At 62.6% G+C, this 16,145-nt stretch carries 11 protein-coding genes and 2 riboswitches; of the genes, 8 read left to right on the top strand and 3 right to left on the bottom strand.

Going from position 1 to position 16,145, the window contains the following annotated elements; all coding sequences use genetic code 11:
- The first annotated feature begins 221 nt into the window (after nucleotides 1–221).
- Nucleotides 222–1,556, top strand: coding sequence for an MATE family efflux transporter (locus tag HMPREF7215_RS00760; protein ID WP_009163644.1), 1,335 nt, complete (start codon nucleotides 222–224; stop codon nucleotides 1,554–1,556).
- A gap of 28 nt (nucleotides 1,557–1,584) precedes the next feature.
- Here HMPREF7215_RS00760 and HMPREF7215_RS00765 read toward each other — a convergent pair whose 3' ends face one another.
- On the bottom strand, nucleotides 1,585–2,973 hold the full coding sequence (locus HMPREF7215_RS00765) for a serine hydrolase domain-containing protein (RefSeq protein WP_009163645.1): 1,389 nt from the start codon (nucleotides 2,971–2,973) through the stop codon (nucleotides 1,585–1,587).
- Between the two features lie 190 nt (nucleotides 2,974–3,163).
- Entirely contained in the window at nucleotides 3,164–3,613 is a 450-nt protein-coding gene (locus tag HMPREF7215_RS00770; RefSeq protein ID WP_040549983.1) for a hypothetical protein, read from the bottom strand.
- A gap of 212 nt (nucleotides 3,614–3,825) precedes the next feature.
- Nucleotides 3,826–3,986, top strand: a riboswitch (cobalamin riboswitch).
- A 114-nt stretch (nucleotides 3,987–4,100) separates the two neighbouring features.
- On the opposite strand from HMPREF7215_RS00770, the gene HMPREF7215_RS00775 reads away from it, so the two are divergent.
- The 7 genes from HMPREF7215_RS00775 to nrdG all read left to right on the top strand — a co-directional run bounded on the left by HMPREF7215_RS00775 (nucleotide 4,101) and on the right by nrdG (nucleotide 15,035).
- Entirely contained in the window at nucleotides 4,101–6,248 is a 2,148-nt protein-coding gene (locus HMPREF7215_RS00775) for a methylmalonyl-CoA mutase family protein (protein ID WP_009163649.1), read from the top strand.
- A gap of 3 nt (nucleotides 6,249–6,251) precedes the next feature.
- Nucleotides 6,252–8,450, top strand: coding sequence for a methylmalonyl-CoA mutase (gene scpA / locus HMPREF7215_RS00780; protein ID WP_009163650.1), 2,199 nt, complete (start codon nucleotides 6,252–6,254; stop codon nucleotides 8,448–8,450).
- A gap of 32 nt (nucleotides 8,451–8,482) precedes the next feature.
- Nucleotides 8,483–9,613, top strand: coding sequence for a methylmalonyl Co-A mutase-associated GTPase MeaB (gene meaB, locus HMPREF7215_RS00785; RefSeq protein ID WP_009163651.1), 1,131 nt, complete (start codon nucleotides 8,483–8,485; stop codon nucleotides 9,611–9,613).
- Nucleotides 9,614–9,736: 123 nt separating this feature from the next.
- Nucleotides 9,737–9,927, top strand: a riboswitch (cobalamin riboswitch).
- 143 nt (nucleotides 9,928–10,070) lie between these two features.
- Nucleotides 10,071–11,576 (top strand): succinate CoA transferase, encoded by a 1,506-nt coding sequence (locus tag HMPREF7215_RS00790; RefSeq protein WP_198004526.1) that lies wholly within the window; start codon nucleotides 10,071–10,073, stop codon nucleotides 11,574–11,576.
- On the top strand, nucleotides 11,569–11,871 hold the full coding sequence (locus tag HMPREF7215_RS00795; RefSeq protein WP_009163653.1) for a hypothetical protein: 303 nt from the start codon (nucleotides 11,569–11,571) through the stop codon (nucleotides 11,869–11,871). The genes HMPREF7215_RS00790 and HMPREF7215_RS00795 overlap by 8 nt, the downstream gene beginning before the upstream one ends.
- A 255-nt stretch (nucleotides 11,872–12,126) precedes the next feature.
- Nucleotides 12,127–14,511, top strand: a complete 2,385-nt coding sequence (locus tag HMPREF7215_RS00800; RefSeq protein ID WP_009163655.1) for an anaerobic ribonucleoside triphosphate reductase — start codon at nucleotides 12,127–12,129, stop codon at nucleotides 14,509–14,511.
- Nucleotides 14,508–15,035, top strand: coding sequence for an anaerobic ribonucleoside-triphosphate reductase activating protein (gene nrdG / locus HMPREF7215_RS00805; RefSeq protein ID WP_009163656.1), 528 nt, complete (start codon nucleotides 14,508–14,510; stop codon nucleotides 15,033–15,035). Before HMPREF7215_RS00800 ends, nrdG begins: the two co-directional genes overlap by 4 nt.
- A 243-nt stretch (nucleotides 15,036–15,278) precedes the next feature.
- Here nrdG and HMPREF7215_RS00810 read toward each other — a convergent pair whose 3' ends face one another.
- Nucleotides 15,279–16,070, bottom strand: coding sequence for a class I SAM-dependent methyltransferase (locus HMPREF7215_RS00810; protein ID WP_009163658.1), 792 nt, complete (start codon nucleotides 16,068–16,070; stop codon nucleotides 15,279–15,281).
- Nucleotides 16,071–16,145: the final 75 nt, after the last annotated feature.

Genomic DNA, 16,145 nt, shown 5'->3' on the forward strand with positions numbered 1-16,145 from the left:
GAACCGTACGCGAAGCAAAATTCGGCTGTTTCGCCGACGGGGGCGAGCTGCGAAAAAATCCCGCTGGTCATTTTGATCAGCGGGATTTTTCATGTAGAATATTCTGTAGAAAGACATGAACGGCAGCAATATATGCGGCAAGACAAGAGCATCCGAGAATCTTCGTGTCGTCCGAGTATAAAACGGCGTTCGCATCATGGAGAACTTTGCGGGAGGAAAAAATGGATCTGGGCAGAGACAATATCGTCAAGCTGATATTTTATCATTCCGTGCCGGCGACGGTAGGTATGCTTGTCAATGCCGTCTACAACTTGGCGGATAGGATCTTCATCGGCTATGCCGTTGGCGCGGAAGCTTTCTCGAGTATGAGCGTCGCCAGCGCGGTCTTTTTGGTGCTGCAGGCTTTCGGAACCTGGATCGGCATTGGCGCGGCTTCCTTGATTGCGATCAAAATGGGAGAAAAACGGCCGCAGCGGGTCGAAGAGCTGATCGGCGGCGCGCTGGTCACTCTGGCGACGACCTCGGCCGTCGTCTTCTTGGGCGTATCCGCATTTCTTGACGACGTGCTGTATTTTTTCGGCGCCAGCGGCAGCACCATCCCTTACGGCAGAGAGTATCTGATCGTGATCGCGTGTGGGTTGCCGTTCATGATAACGGGCACGGGGCTGTACCACATAAACAGGGTGATCGGCTATCCGACGGAGGCGATGCTGTTCACAGCTGTCAGCGCGCTGCTCAACGTTCTCCTCGATTTCGTCTTTCTCTTTCCTTTCGACATGGGGATCGGCGGCGCGGCGCTGGCCACGGTGATTTCGCAGTTCATCCTGTTGTTGTGCCTGCTGCGGCTCTTGCTGAAAAAGACGACGGCATACGGCGTCCGTCTGAAAAATTTAAAGTTACGATACCGCGACGCGCTGGATATCTACATAGCTGGGCTCTCCACGTTTTTCACCCAGGTCGTTTCTTCGCTGATCGCCGCGGCGGCGAACAATCAGCTGCTGCGCTATGAAAACTATTTCGCGGTCGGCGCTTACGGCGCTATCAACATCACGTATTCCGCCGTTCTGATGCCGGTTTTCGGGATCGGACAGGGCAGTCAGCCGATTATCGGCTACAACTATGGAGCGAAATTTTACGCGAGGGCAAGAGAAGCTCTTTACAAATCTCTGCTCCTCGCCTTTCTCATCGGTATAGGCGGCTGGCTGCTCTTTCATCTCCAGTCAGTGGAAGTGATGTCGGCCATCACCAACGGGGACGGACGGATCATGTCTTACGCCGCGGACGGTCTGGAAAAATTGACGCTGCTGTTTCCTCTCGCCACCGTCCAAGCGGTCGGACAGGTGTATTTTCAGTCGATCGGAAAGCCGAAGAAGACGCTGCTGCTCAGCGTGCTTCGCCAAACCGTCTTCTTGATCCCGATGCTTTACATCCTGCCGCAGTTCTGGGGGACAGACGGCGTCTGGTACGCCATTCCCGTCGCGGAGTTCCTTTCTTTGCTTTGTACGGGATCCTTTATTGCTGTGGAAAATTATCGGATGAGAAAATACTTGGGCTAAAAATCTGTTCAAAAAACTCTGCCGCAGATCAGCCGACTTTCGGCACGATGCGGTCGTTCAGGCGCAGGCCCCAGACGGTTCCGTCTTCGCTGAAGCAAGGGCGCAGCTCGGATACGGCGAAGCCGCTGCGCAGCAGCGCCATGCGGCCGCGCACCATGCGAACGTTCGCCGGTTTGCCGTCGTTGAGGACGGAAATGCCGCTGCCGTCCCTTTCGATGACGACCTCCGCGCCTTCGCCGGAGCGGTAGCGTCCGCAGGCGGCCTCAATGACTTCCGGCTCCCAGGGGCAGTCGGTCCAGAGGTCTTCCGGCTGCGGCTCCCAGCCGGCGGCGATGCGGAGCAGCGCGTCGGCGATCAGCGAGACGGGGACGTTCTGCGTGTTGCACAGCACGACCGCGCCGCGTTCGAGTTCCGGCGACCAGGCGATGTGCGAGGAAACTCCCGGCAGGCTGCCGCCGTGGCGGTACACCGTGAGGTCGCGCATGAAGCCGACGCTCAGTCCGTAGCCGTAGAACTGATGATGCTTCGCCGCCACGCGCGGGCTTACCATGTCGCGGACGCTCCGTTCCGCGACGATCGCGCCCGCTTCGCCGCGGCCGCCGTTGAGATACATGCGCAGATACTTTTTCATGTCGCCCAGCGTGGATTTCATCGCGCCGCCGCCGTTGAGTACAAAGGCGCTGCGGTAAAAGTCGAGGTTGCCCTCGCTCACGCCGAGGTCGTCGCTGTACAGCAGCGACGTGTCGGCGTCGGCGGCGGGGCGCAGGAATCCGCAGGTGCTCCGGTTCATGCCGAGCGGCGCGAGGATGCGGCGCTCCACGTAGCGGGCGTACGACCCTTCGCCGCCGCGGCGGCGCACGATGTCGCTGAGGATGCCGTAGCCGTCGTTGCAGTAGCTCATGTATTCGCCGGGGCGCCCCAGCCGCGGCGCGGGATCGTCCATGGCCTGCGTCACCAGCTCGATCGCCGCCTGCGCGACGCGGTCGTCGTAAGCCGTTTCCTGCGAGCGCGGATCGACGCCCAGTTTTTTCAAAAGGTCGGGCAGCAACGCGCGCGGCATGGGGAAATAGCCGCCGCTGTGGCTCAGGAAGTGCGCCACGCTCACGGGGGCCTGCCCGGCGTTTTTGAATTCCGGGCAGTAGGCGGACGCCGGCGCCTGCAGATCGACGAGGCCTTTTTCCGCCATCTGCATCAGCGCCAGCGCGGTGAAGGACTTGGTCACCGAGGCCAGGCCGAAGATCGTGTTTTCGTCGACGGGCAGGCGTCGCGCCGCGTCGCGGGAACCGAAAAATTTCTGATAGGCCGTACCGCGCCGATCGACGACGGCGACGGCAATGCCGCGGGCGCGATGGGCCGCCATGATTTGTTCCGCATAGTCGCAGAAAGCGGATTCTTTTGTCCGAAAAGGATCTGTCATCGATGATTCTCCTTGAGAGCGTAAATTTTGAGGCGTGAAAACGGCCTTATTATAAACGAAGCGGGGCAAAACAGACGGCCAAGAGTCACGTTCAGCCCGCCTTCGGGCGGCGGCTCGCGCGCCGGATAAAAATACGCTGCGGAAAGGGGACAAAGCGACCCTTTCGCAGCGTATTTTTGTCGCCGCACGGTCAATGGCCGGCGGCGCTTTTTTCGCCGATGGAGGCGGCGATGTCGTTGGCTTCGGAGTCTTTGCCGAAGACGTAGACCATGAGGATGCGCCCGCGGCTTTCCAGCACGCGGACGTTGACCGGCTCGCCGTTCTGGACGAAATCCAGGCGCAGCGAGCCTTTTTTGTCGCGGCGGATGTCGTTCTTTTTCACGCCCACCGCGTCGGCCAGATTTTCGGCCACGCTCTTGACGGTGCCGCTCTGGGTGGTGGCGGCCTGATCGACGATGACGGCCGCGCTTTCGTTCTGATTATAGATCAGGACCTGTTCGCCCTGTCTGAAGGACCAGCCGTCGGGGATCTCGACCGACAGGCCGTAGAAATTGACGCTCATTGCCGGCAGAGGACGCGCGGCCGACAAAAAGAACAGCATCGTCAGCAGGGCGACGCTCGACGCCGATATTTTTTTCATGAACACGAACCTCCTTTGCCGCCGGAGGACTTACGGACGCCTCCGGAAGTTACGCCCTGATTCTAGCAGACGGGAAATGCCCGCACATGAGAGAAAACAACAATCCTTTGGGCGGACGGGGGCCGCTGCTTCTCGTCTTTTCTTTCGCATTTTCCGACAACGCGAAACACAACACTGAAACTTGAACCGTCTTTTTCTCTCTGAACGTTTCTTTTTACTCTTTTGAGGTGGATTCGAGGAAATTTTTATTGTAAAATAAGAAGTCATGATATGCAGTTTCAGCCCGGGGAATTTGGTGAAAGACCAAAGCGGCCCCGCCACTGTGAGCGTTTTGCGCGCGAGTCAGGATACCGGCCTGAAACGGGGGAACAGAGAGCGAATCTTGCGCGGGCGGGATTTCGCCGCGCAAGCGCGTTTTCTTCGCTGATTTTTTTCCGCCGGCGGGGGAACGGGCAAATTTTCAGCGTCAGGGAGGATTTGATTCACCATGGAAAAAGACCAGCAGAAGTCTGCGCCGATCACTCCTGTCACCTTTGACGAGTTCAAAGTCCCCACGTACGAGGAGTGGAAGCAGGCCGCCGAAGCGGCTCTGAAGGGGGCGCCCTTCGACAAAAAAATGTTCACGCCGACCTGCGAAGGCATCACACTTCAGCCTATCTACACGGCCGAGGACGTCAAGGATCTGAAAGACTGCCAAACTTTTCCCGGCGAACAGGATTATCTGCGGGGCGTCAGGAGCGCCCCTGCGCACGGCAAACTCTGGGAGATCGCCCAGGGCGTCGACGCGCGCGGCCCGCGCCGGGCCGGCGAACTGGCCGCCGAGGAACTGAAAAGGGGCGCCACGGCCATCCACCCGGTGCTCGATTACTCCAGCACGCACGGCATGGACGTCCCCGCCTGCGAGCGCCGCGGCGTCAGCATCTGCTCGCTCGAGCATCTGGAAAAGTTTTTCGCCGACGCCGATCCGAGCGCGCACGAGCTGCACGTCGCCGCCGGCGCGTCCGCCCTGCCGATGCTGGGCATGATCGCCGCCTGGTGTAAAAATCACGGCGTCGCGCCTTCCAGCCTGAAAGGCTGCGTCGGCGCCGACCCCATCGGCGCGCTGGCCCGCGACGGCTCCCTGAGCCGGTCGCTCGGCAGCCTGTACGATGAAATGGCGCAGACGCTGCTTTGGGCCGAAAACAACCAATGCGCGCTGCGCACGGTCCTGATCCGCGGCAGCGTCTACGCCGACGCCGGAGCGTCCGCCGTTCAGGAGACGGCCTGCGCGCTCGCCGACGCCGTCGCCGTGATCCGCGCCATGTCGGAACGCGGAATCGCCCCCGAGGTGACCGCCCGCCATCTTCGCTTCGAGGTCGGCCTCGGCGCCAACTTCTTCATGGAGATCGCCCGCCTGCGCGCCCTGCGCGTGCTCTGGGCGCACGTCGCGCGCGCCTTCGGCTGCGAGGGTGAGAGCGCGAAGGTCAACGTCATCGCCAAGACCTCGCCGTTCACCGTGACGGTCTACGATCCCTACGTCAACATCCTGCGCACGTCCACGCAGGCCTTCTCGGCCGCCGTGGCCGGCGTCGATTCCATGAACGTCAACTGCTTCGACTGGGCCGTCCGCCCCGCCACCGAACAGGCGCGCCGCATCGCCCGCAACCAGCAGATCATGATGCAGACCGAGTTCAACCTCGACGCCGCCGTCGATCCCGCCGGCGGTTCCTGGTACGTGGAGACTCTGACCCGCCAGGTCGAAGACCGCGCCTGGGAGCTGTTCCAGAAGGTCGAGGCCGAAGGCGGAATCGTCAAGGCCCTTCAGTCCGGCCTGATCCAGAACGAGATCGGCGCCGTGCTCGCCGATCGCTTCAAGAAGCTCGCCACCCGCGCCGAACGGGCCGTCGGCAACAACATGTACGCCAACATGGCGGAGACGCCGCTCGACGTGCCCGCAAGCGACCTGGCCGAGTTCAAGGCCGACCGCGAGGCCAAGGTGGCCGAGATCAAAAAGCGCCGCTGCCCCGACTGCCTCGCCAAGGCGCTGAAAGACGTGGCCGAGAGTTCCAAGTGCGGCAAGGGCGGCCAGGTCGTCCACGCCGCCGAAGCGTTCGCGGCCGACGCGCTGCTGTCCGATCTGTGGAAAACTCTCGACGCCGCCGGGCCCTGCGATCTGAAAGTCGCGCCGCTTGAGCCGCACCGCTGGACCGAACAATACGAAGCGCTGAGGAAACGTACCGAGGACTACGCCGCCACAACCGGCGGCAACGTCAAAGTTTTCCTCGCCAACATGGGCCCCATCCCCCAGCACAAGCCCCGCGCCGATTTCAGCACGGGCTTCTTCGAAGTGGGCCACTTCGAAGTGCTGAAGAACGACGGCTTCGAGACCGTGGAACTGGCCGCCGTAGCCGCCGCGGAGAGCGGCGCCGACGCCGCCGTGATCTGTTCCACCGACGACACCTATCCCGAGCTCGTGCCGCCGCTGGCCCGGCTGATCAAGCAGAAGCGCCCGGACATGACCGTATTCCTCGCCGGCGCGCCCGCCCCCGAGTTCAAGCAGAGCTATCTCGACGCCGGCGTCGACGATTTCATCCACGTGAAGGCCAACTGCCTCCAAGTCCTCTCCGCCATGCAGAAAAAAAAGGGGATGTGCTAGACCATGTATCAGAATCCTGATTTCACCAAGATCGCCTTCAAGGAAGAGAGCCGCGCCGAGTCGCGCCAGCAGTGGGAAGCGCGCGTCCTCAGGGAAACGGGCCGTTCCGTTTCCGAACTGTGCACGCGCACCATGGAACAGATCGACGTCAAGCCGCTCTACACCGCCGACGATTACGCCGGCATGCATCACCTCGGCTTCATGGCGGGCATCCCGCCGTTCCTGCGCGGCCCGTACCCCACCATGTACGTGGCCCGTCCCTGGACGGTGCGCCAGTACGCCGGCTTCTCCACGGCCGAGGAGTCGAACGCGTTTTACCGCCGCAACCTCGCCGCCGGGCAGAAGGGACTTTCCATCGCCTTCGACCTGGCCACGCACCGCGGTTACGATTCCGACCACCCGCGCGTCGTCGGCGACGTCGGCAAGGCCGGCGTGGCCGTCGATTCGATCCTCGACATGGAGATTCTGTTCTCCGGCATCCCGCTGGGGCAGATGTCCGTCTCCATGACCATGAACGGCGCCGTGCTGCCCGTCATGGCCTTCTACATCGTCGCCGCGCAGGAACAGGGCGTCGACATGAAAGTCTTGAGCGGCACGATCCAGAACGACATCCTCAAGGAATTCATGGTGCGCAACACCTACATCTATCCGCCCGCGGCCTCCATGCGCATCATCGGCGACATCTTCGCCTTCACCTCGCGCAACATGCCCAAGTTCAACTGCATCTCCATCTCCGGCTATCACATGCAGGAAGCCGGCGCCACCGCCGACATCGAACTGGGCTACACTTTGGCCGACGGGCTCGAGTACATCCGCACGGGCATGAAGGCCGGGCTGGGCATCGACGATTTCGCGCCGCGCCTGTCGTTCTTCTGGGCCATCGGCAAGAACTACTTCATGGAAGTGGCCAAGATGCGCGCCGCGCGCATGCTCTGGGGCAAGATCGTCAAGCAGTTCGATCCAAAGAACACCAAGTCCATGGCGCTGCGCACGCACTCGCAGACCTCGGGCTGGAGCCTGACCGCGCAGGATCCGTTCAACAACATCACGCGTACCTGCGTCGAGGCCATGGCCGCCGCGCTCGGGCACACCCAGTCGCTGCACACCAACGCCCTCGACGAAGCCATCGCCCTGCCCACGGATTTCTCCGCCCGTATCGCGCGCAACACGCAGCTCTACATTCAGGACGAGACCAAAGTCTGCAAGGTCATCGACCCGTGGGGCGGCTCCTACTATGTGGAAGCCCTCACCGACGAGCTGATCCGCCGCGCCTGGGCGCATATCCAGGAAGTCGAAAGCCTCGGCGGCATGGCCAAGGCCATCGACACCGGCCTGCCCAAGATGCGCATCGAAGAGGCCGCGGCGCGCCGCCAGGCCCACATCGACTCCGGCAACGAGAAGATCGTCGGCATCAACTACTTCCCGCTCGAAAAGGAAGACCCGCTCGACATTCTCGACGTCGACAACACCGCCGTGCGTCAGGCGCAGATCGCGCGCCTCGAAAAACTGCGCGCCGGGCGCGACCCCGAAAAAGTGCGGCAGTGCCTCGACGCCATCACCCACGCCATGGAAAGCGGCGAGGGCAACCTGCTCGAGCTGTCCGTCGAGGCGGCGCGCGCGCGCGCGTCGCTGGGCGAAATTTCCTTTGCCATCGAAAAAGTATGCGGGAGGCACAAAGCCGTGATCCGTTCGATTTCCGGAGTGTACAGCAGCGAATTCGCCGACGACGAAGTGATCAAGGAAGTCCGCCAGATGACCGACGACTTCGAGAAGCGCGAAGGGCGCCGCCCGCGCATCATGGTCGCCAAGATGGGACAGGACGGTCACGACCGCGGCGCCAAAGTCGTCGCCACCGCCTACGCCGACATGGGCTTCGACGTCGACGTCGGTCCGCTGTTCCAGACGCCGGCCGAGACCGCTCAGGACGCTGTGGACAACGACGTCCACATCGTCGGCATGAGCTCGCTGGCCGCCGGGCACAAGACGCTGCTGCCCCAGCTCGTCGAAGAGCTGAAAAAACGCGGCCGCGGCGACATCATGGTCGTCGCCGGCGGCGTCATCCCCGCGCAGGATTATCAGTTCCTGTACGACCACGGCGCCGCCTGCATCTTCGGCCCCGGCACGGTCATTCCCGCCGCCGCCCGCGAGATGCTGCAGGTGCTGAACAAGCGCCTTGCCGCCCAGGAAGGAGCCGCGAAATAAAAGTCTCCTCCCCCCGAAAAGGAGAAAAAACGATGAACACCGAAAACACCACCTACCAGCCCGAGTGGCAGCCGCAGAACGCCGGCGGCGAATTCGCCTGCTTCGTGACAAAGGGCGTGGACGGCACCGGCGCGCCTACCGCCGCCAACGTCCAGCCCGTGCGGCGCAACCTCTCCGTCGACGAATACGCGCGAGGCATCCTGAATGGCGAACGCGCGATCCTGTCGCGGGCCATCACGCTGATCGAGAGCAACGCTCCCAAGCATTTCGCCACGGCGCAGGAACTGATCCAAAAGCTGCTGCCCCACACGGGCGGTTCCATGCGCGTCGGCGTTACCGGCGTGCCCGGCGCCGGCAAAAGCACCTTCATCGAAGCGCTCGGCTCGTGGCTGTGCGACCGCGGGCACCGCGTCGCTGTGCTCGCCGTCGATCCCAGCAGCACCGTCACCAAGGGCAGCGTCCTCGGCGACAAGACGCGCATGGAAAAGCTGTCGCGCCACCCCAACGCTTTCGTGCGTCCGTCCCCGTCGGGCGGCACGCTCGGCGGCGTCACGCGCAAAAGCCGCGAGACGCTGCTGCTCGTCGAGGCGGCGGGCTACGACGTGGTCCTCGTCGAGACCGTCGGCGTCGGCCAGAGCGAAACGACCGTGCGCAACATGGTGGATTACTTCCTCATGGTGGCGCTGACCGGCGCGGGCGACGACCTGCAGGGCATCAAAAAGGGCATTATGGAGATCGCCGACTCGATTCTCGTCAACAAGGCCGACGGCGACAACAAAGTCAAAGCGTTGTCGGCGCGCGCCGACTTCGACATGATGCTCCACTACCTGCGTCCCGCCACGGAGGGCTGGGGCAGCCACGCCTACACCTGCTCGTCGCTGACGGGCGAGGGCATTCCCGAGATGTGGGGCGTGATCGAGGAGTTTTTCAAGACCGTGCGCGGCAACGGCGTCTTCGAAAAACGGCGCAAAGAACAGGTGCTCAAATGGGTCAACGACATGGCGCAGGAGCATCTGGAAAACCTCATCGGCGCCAACCGGGCCATCGCCGCCGCCAAGGCGCGCATCGAGGAGGAGGTCACCGCGGGCAAATTGCCGCCCACGCAGGCCGCCCAAGAGATCATCGACGTGATGGAGCGCGAGCTGTTCCACGCCGGGCGGTAGATGTTTTTCCGCCGCGCCAGCGATCGCCGGGCGCGAGCCGATCCGAAAAAAGCGGAGAAGACGTTCCACGTGGAACGTTTTCTCCTCTTTTATTTTTTTCTGCTATAATCTGTCTCAGAAACCCAATCGAATAATCAGCACGGTTCGAGACGCTGCGTCTCGATCAAAAAGGAACCGGGTGAGAATCCCGAGCGGTCCCGCCGCTGTAAAAGCCTCAGCTTCTCCACGCGCCACTGTGAGCCTCGCGCTCATGGGAAGGCGGAGAAGGCTCCATGGGCTTGAGCCAGAAGACTTGCCGCGCTGAGCACGAAAAAGTTCTCGCGAGCGACGGAACGTGTGTGCTGCTTCAGACCTTCTTTTTTGACCGAGGCCCCGGCGGCGTACGTTCTTTCGGCATTGAGTGCCGGAAGAATTTTTTTCGCGTGGACCGCCGCCGCGCCGAAAGGAAGGAAGAAACGTGTACAACCGCATCAGCAATCACGAGGCCGAGGCCAAGACCATGTCGGCGGCGCAGGCCGCCGAACTGATCAAGGACGGCATGACCGTCGGCACGAGCGGCTTCACCATGGCCGGGTACCCCAAGGCCGTGCCCATGGCGCTGGCCCGCCGCGCCGAACGCGGCGAGAAGATCCGCATCAAGCTGATCACCGGCGCGTCCGTCGGCGACGAACTCGACGGGCGGCTGGCGCGCGCCGGCGTGATCGAACGGCGTTATCCCTATCAGACCAACCAGAGCGTGCGCGAGCTGGCCAACGACGACCGCCTCGCCTATGTGGACATGCACCTCAGCCAGGTGCCCTTCTGGATCAAAAACGGCTACTTCGGCAAAATCGACATAGCCATCATCGAAGCGATCGGCATCGACGACGAGGGCAACATTATCCCCTCCACGTCGGTGGGCTGTTCCAACGTGCTGGCGGAGTACGCCGAAAAGGTGATCGTCGAGGTCAACACGGCGCAGCCCGTCAAGCTGGAAGGTATGCACGACGTGTACAGCCCGCGGCGCATGAAGGAGACCGAACCGATCCCGATCGTGCGCCCCAACAACCGCGTCGGCATGCCCTACATCCGCTGCCGTCCCGACAAGATCGCCGCCGTGGTCGTCACCGACATTCCCGATTCGACGCGCCATCTGGCGCAGACCGACGCAAGGTCCCAGATCATGGCCGACTATCTGGTCGCGTTCCTCGAGAACGAAGTGGCCTGCGGGCGGCTGCCGCGCAAGCTGCCGCCGATCCAGTCGGGCGTCGGCAACATGGCCAACGCCGTGCTGGGCGGCCTGCAGAAATCGAAGTTCCGCAACCTCTCCATCTATTCGGAAGTGCTGCAGGACTCCGTGCTCGACCTGATCGAGACGGAGCGCGTCTCGTTCGCCTCGGGGACGGCGCTGACCATCTCGCCCGAGCGCATCGACGCCTTTTACAAGAGTCTGGAGATGTACAAGTACAAGATCATCCTGCGCCCCGTGGAGATCAGCAACTCGCCGGAAGTGATCCGCCGCCTCGGCGTCATCGCCGTGAATACGGCGCTGGAAGTGGACCTCGAGGGCAACGTCAACTCCACGCACATCGGCGGCTGCCAGATCGTCAACGGCCTCGGCGGCTCGGGAGACTTCGCGCGCAACGCCGCGCTCTCGGTGTTCACCACGCCGTCGACGGCGAAGAACGGAACGATCTCCTGCATCGTCCCGCATGTGGCGCACGTCGACCACACGGAACACGACCCTCACGTGATCATCACCGAACAGGGCTGCGCCGATCTGCGCGGGCTCACGGCCTACGAGCGCGCCCGCGCGCTGATCGAGAACTGCGCGCACCCCAAGTTCCGCCCGGCGCTGCAGGCGTTCGTCGAGCGCAGCGCCGCGCGCCCCGGCTTCCGTCACGGCTTCGCGCCGGAGGATCCGCAACGCTGGATGCGGGATTATCGCCCCGAAGAAAACGAATCAGAGAAAGGGAATGACTGAAATCATGTTTTTGAAATCGCTTCTCGAGATCACGATGCTGATCTGCTTCGGCGCCGCCTGGCCCATCTCCATCTACAAATCGTGGACCTCGCGCAGCAGCAGGGGCAAGAGTCTGCTTTTCCTCGTCGTCATCATCGTCGGTTATCTGGCGGGCATCGGCAAATGCCTGCTGGACGGCGCCACGCACTGGAGCGTGGTCGCGCTTTACGTCGTGAACGTGACGATGGTCTCGATCGACATGCTGCTCTATTTCCGCAACGAAGCGCTGGAAAGAAAGGCCGCGGAAGCCCGCTAGGCCGCCGCGGCGAGCGCCGGGATCCCCGGCGGAAGCGTTCCGCGGGCATCGCCCCGCCGCTCCATGACTATATTTAGCGTACAAAAATTAAATCTATTCGTATATTTAGCGTTTATCTCTTTACGAGACGCTTTTTATGGTGTATGATGACGGCAAATTTCATTCCGAGACGGAATCCATCCGTTCGGCTTGGAAGAGCACGCCCGCCGAGGGCGCGGCATTCCGGCCGCAAATGAAGAAAGAGAGGCCTTTCAAGTGATCGAGACGATTAAGAAGAGGGACGGCCGTCTGGCCCCCTTCAACGAAGACCGCATCACCCGCGCCATTTTTCTCGCCGCGTCCGCCGTGGCGGAGAAGGAAGGCACGGCGGCCGACTACCGCATCGCCGAGGGGCTGACGTCGCAGGTCGTGCGCCGCCTCAACGAAAAGTACGCCTCCGGCTCGCCCAGCGTCGAGGACGTGCAGGACATGGTGGTGAAGGTGCTGATCGAAAACGGCCACGCCCGCACCAGCGAGGCCTACATCACCTACCGCAACGAGCGCACGCGCGTGCGCGACTCGCATACCCGCCTGATGAAGGCCATCGAAGAGATCACGTTCGCCGACGCCAAGACCGCCGACGTAAAGCGCGAAAACGCCAACATCAACGGCAACACGGCCATGGGCACGATGCTGGAATACGGCAGCGCCGTGTCGCGCGAATTCTGCAAGACGCACGTGATCCACCCGGCTCACGCCCGGGCGCACGACGAGGGCGACATCCACATCCACGACATGGATTTCCTCAACATGGGCACGCTGACCTGCTGCCAGATCGACATCCGCAAGCTGTTCAAGGGCGGCTTCTCGACGGGGCACGGTTTTTTGCGCGAGCCGCAGGACGTGATGAGCTACGCGGCGCTGGCGGCGATCGCCATCCAGAGCAACCAAAACGACCAGCACGGCGGCCAGAGCATCCCGTATTTCGATTACGGCATCGCCGACGGCGTGCGCAAGACGTTCCGCAAGCTGTACGCGGGCAATCTCGCCAAGGGGCTGGAACTGCTTCGCGACCTCGACGCGAAGTCCGCCGTCAAAGACGCGGAAAACCGCGCCGAAGCCGAAACGGGGCGCGCCATCAGCCTGACGGACGACGCCGAACGGGACGAGGCCGAGCGGAAGATCCTCGCCGCGTCGCTGAAAACCGACGAGACGGAGCTGATCAAACTTCAGGCTTTCGCCCGCAGGGAAGCCCTCGCCGAAACGGACCACCGCACTTATCAAGCCATGGAGGCGTTTATCCACAACCTCAACACGATGCATTCCCGCGCCGGCGCGCAGGTCCCTTTCTCGAGCATCAATTTCGGCACCGACACGTCTCCCGAGGGGCGCATGGTCTCGCGCAATCTGCTGCTGGCGACCGAAAAAGGGCTGGGCGACGGCGAGACGCCGATCTTCCCCATCCTCATCTTCAAGGTCAAGGAAGGCGTCAACTACAATCCCGGCGATCCCAATTACGACCTGCTCCGGCTCTCGTGCCGCGTCACTTCCAAGCGGCTTTTCCCCAACTTCAGCTTCCTCGACGCGCCCTTCAACGCCGAATACTACAAGCCCGGCGACCCCGACACGGAAGCCACCTACATGGGCTGCCGCACGCGCGTGGTCGGCAACCGCTGCGGCGAATCGACCGTCAGCGGGCGCGGCAACCTGTCCTTTACCACGATCAACCTGCCCCGCCTCGGCATCGTCCACGGACGGGCGCTGGGCGGCGCGACCGATCTCGACGCTTTTTTCAGGGACCTCGACGGCAAGATCGACCTGGTCGTCGATCAGCTGCTGGAGCGTCTGGAGATCCAGAGCCGCCGACGCGTCAAAAACTTCCCGTTCCTGATGGGACAGGGCGTGTGGAAAGGCTCCGACGGCATGAACGACGAGGACGAACTGCGCGACGTGATCCGCCAGGGCACGCTGACGCTCGGCTTCATCGGCCTGGCCGAGTGTCTGGTGGCCCTGACGGGCAAGCACCACGGCGAAAGCGACGAGTCGCAGGAGCTGGGGCTGAAGATCGTCCGCCACATGAGGGAACGCATGGATCAGGCTTCGGAACAGTACGACCTGAATTTCTCCCTCATCGCCACGCCCGCGGAAGGGCTGTCGGGGCGCTTCACCCGCCTCGACGCCCAAAAATTCGGCGCGATCCCCGGCGTCACCGACCGCGAATATTACACCAACTCATTCCACGTGCCCGTGTATTACAAGATCGGCGTCTTCGAGAAGATCGCCCGCGAAGCGCCCTACCACGCGCTGACCAACGGCGGGCACATCAGCTACGTGGAGCTGGACGGGCTGGGAGCCAACAACCCCGAAGCCTTCGAAACCATCGTGCGCGCCATGAAGGAGGCGGGGATCGGTTACGGCAGCATCAATCACCCCGTCGACCGCGACCCCGTCTGCGGCTACACGGGCGTCATTTCCGGCGACGTGTGCCCCCACTGCGGGCGCCATGAATCCGACGGCCCCGTCGGCTTCGAGCGCATCCGCCGCATCACCGGCTATCTCGTGGGAACTTTGGACCGCTTCAACAACGCCAAGCGCGCCGAAGTCCGCGACCGCGTCAAGCACAATCAGTGCGGAGCGGAGGAAGAGGCGAACGCCAAATGAAGATCCGCCTCGCCAGTCCGATGACCCGCGACAGCATCGTCGACGGGCCGGGGCTGCGGGCGGTGATCTGGGCTCAGGGATGCTTCCACAACTGCCCGGGCTGCCACAATCCGTGTACGCACAACCCGTTCGGCGGCTTCGAGATGGACGCGGACGACCTGATCGCCCAGCTGGACTCGCTCCATCTGCAGCAGGGGCTGACGCTTTCCGGCGGCGAGCCGTTCCTGCAGGCGCGCGCCCTGGCCGCAGTGGCCCGCGCGGCGCATCTGCGCGGACTGAACGTGTGGGCCTTCACGGGCTTCACCTTCGAGCAGCTGACCGACCGCAAAAATCCGGCCTGGGAGGACCGCATGGCTCTGCTCGAACAGATCGACGTGCTCGTCGACGGACGCTTCGAGCGCGACAAGCGCGATTTGTCGCTGCGCTTTCGCGGCTCGTCCAACCAGCGCATCCTCGACGTGAAAAAAAGTCTCGCCCTGCAGTCCCCCTGCGTCATCGCGGAGTACATGCGTCAGGCCATGTGACCGTCCCCCGCCGCGATGCGGGCACAGCCCGAAAAAGCCGTTCCGGAGAGCGCTGAAGAAATCATCAACGCTCTCCGGAACGGCTTTTCGTTTACGCCGCCGCGCCGCCGGGGCCGTAAAGTTTTTTCGGAGCGAAGTGTTCCACGTGGAACATTTCGCTCCGAACATTATAAAAGCTGGCTCGATATTGCATGCTAAAAACTCGATATTGCTCCGCGCCGCTGCGCCGGGGCAAGCGGAGCGCTATTTCACGCCGTAGAGCAGCCCCACGCCCGCGGTCATCACGGGACGCGCGAGCGCGGGGACGAAGGACGCGCCGGCGCGGGAAACGTAACCAACTTCCCGCAGTCCGCTGTCTTTCATCTGCTGCACAAGCTCCTCCATGTCGCCGTAAAGAGCGGAGCGGCCAAACAAATCGACGAAGGCGAAGCTTCCTCCCTTTTTCAGCACGCGCAGCGCCTCCTCGACGACAGGCCGCTTCGACCGGCCGGAGATCGTCTTCACCTCGTGAAAGACAAAACAGCTGACGACGGCGTCGAAACTTTCATCGGCGAATTCCAGACGGGCCGCGTCGCCGTGCCGGAAATCGATCCGGCCGTCGCAGCCTTCGAGTCGTGCGTTCTCCTCGCATTGCTTTTGCGAGTAATCCCACACGCCGCTCCAGTAATCGACGCCGATAACCTGCGCGCCGGGGAAGCGGCGCGCGCAGCGGATCGACAGCGCTCCCGAGCCGCAGCCGATATCCAGCAGCCGTCCTTGCCCTTGCCAGGCAAGATGATCCAGCAGATCGTCGTAAAACTTCCCCGCAAGGCCGCCGCCGCGCAGGTCGATCGTCTTCCGGCAGTACTGCATGTATACGGCAGCGACCAGCGACAGACCGCTGAGCGCGCCCAGCAGCAGCGCCGCGGCTGCATTGCGCCAGAACAGCGCGTTCACGATCAGCAGGAGCAGCACCCCCAGCAAGATTCCCCACAAGGCGTTCATCAGCTTCCGGGGGATCCAGTTGCCGTAGTTCGCTTTTTTTGAAGAGTCCATTGAAGCCATCCTCCCTTAGTTAGTCTTAATTAACCAAGAAAATTCTACCACAGGAATGCACCAAGTGAAAGGGAA

The sequence above is a fragment of the Pyramidobacter piscolens W5455 genome (assembly GCF_000177335.1).
Classification (GTDB): domain Bacteria; phylum Synergistota; class Synergistia; order Synergistales; family Dethiosulfovibrionaceae; genus Pyramidobacter; species Pyramidobacter piscolens.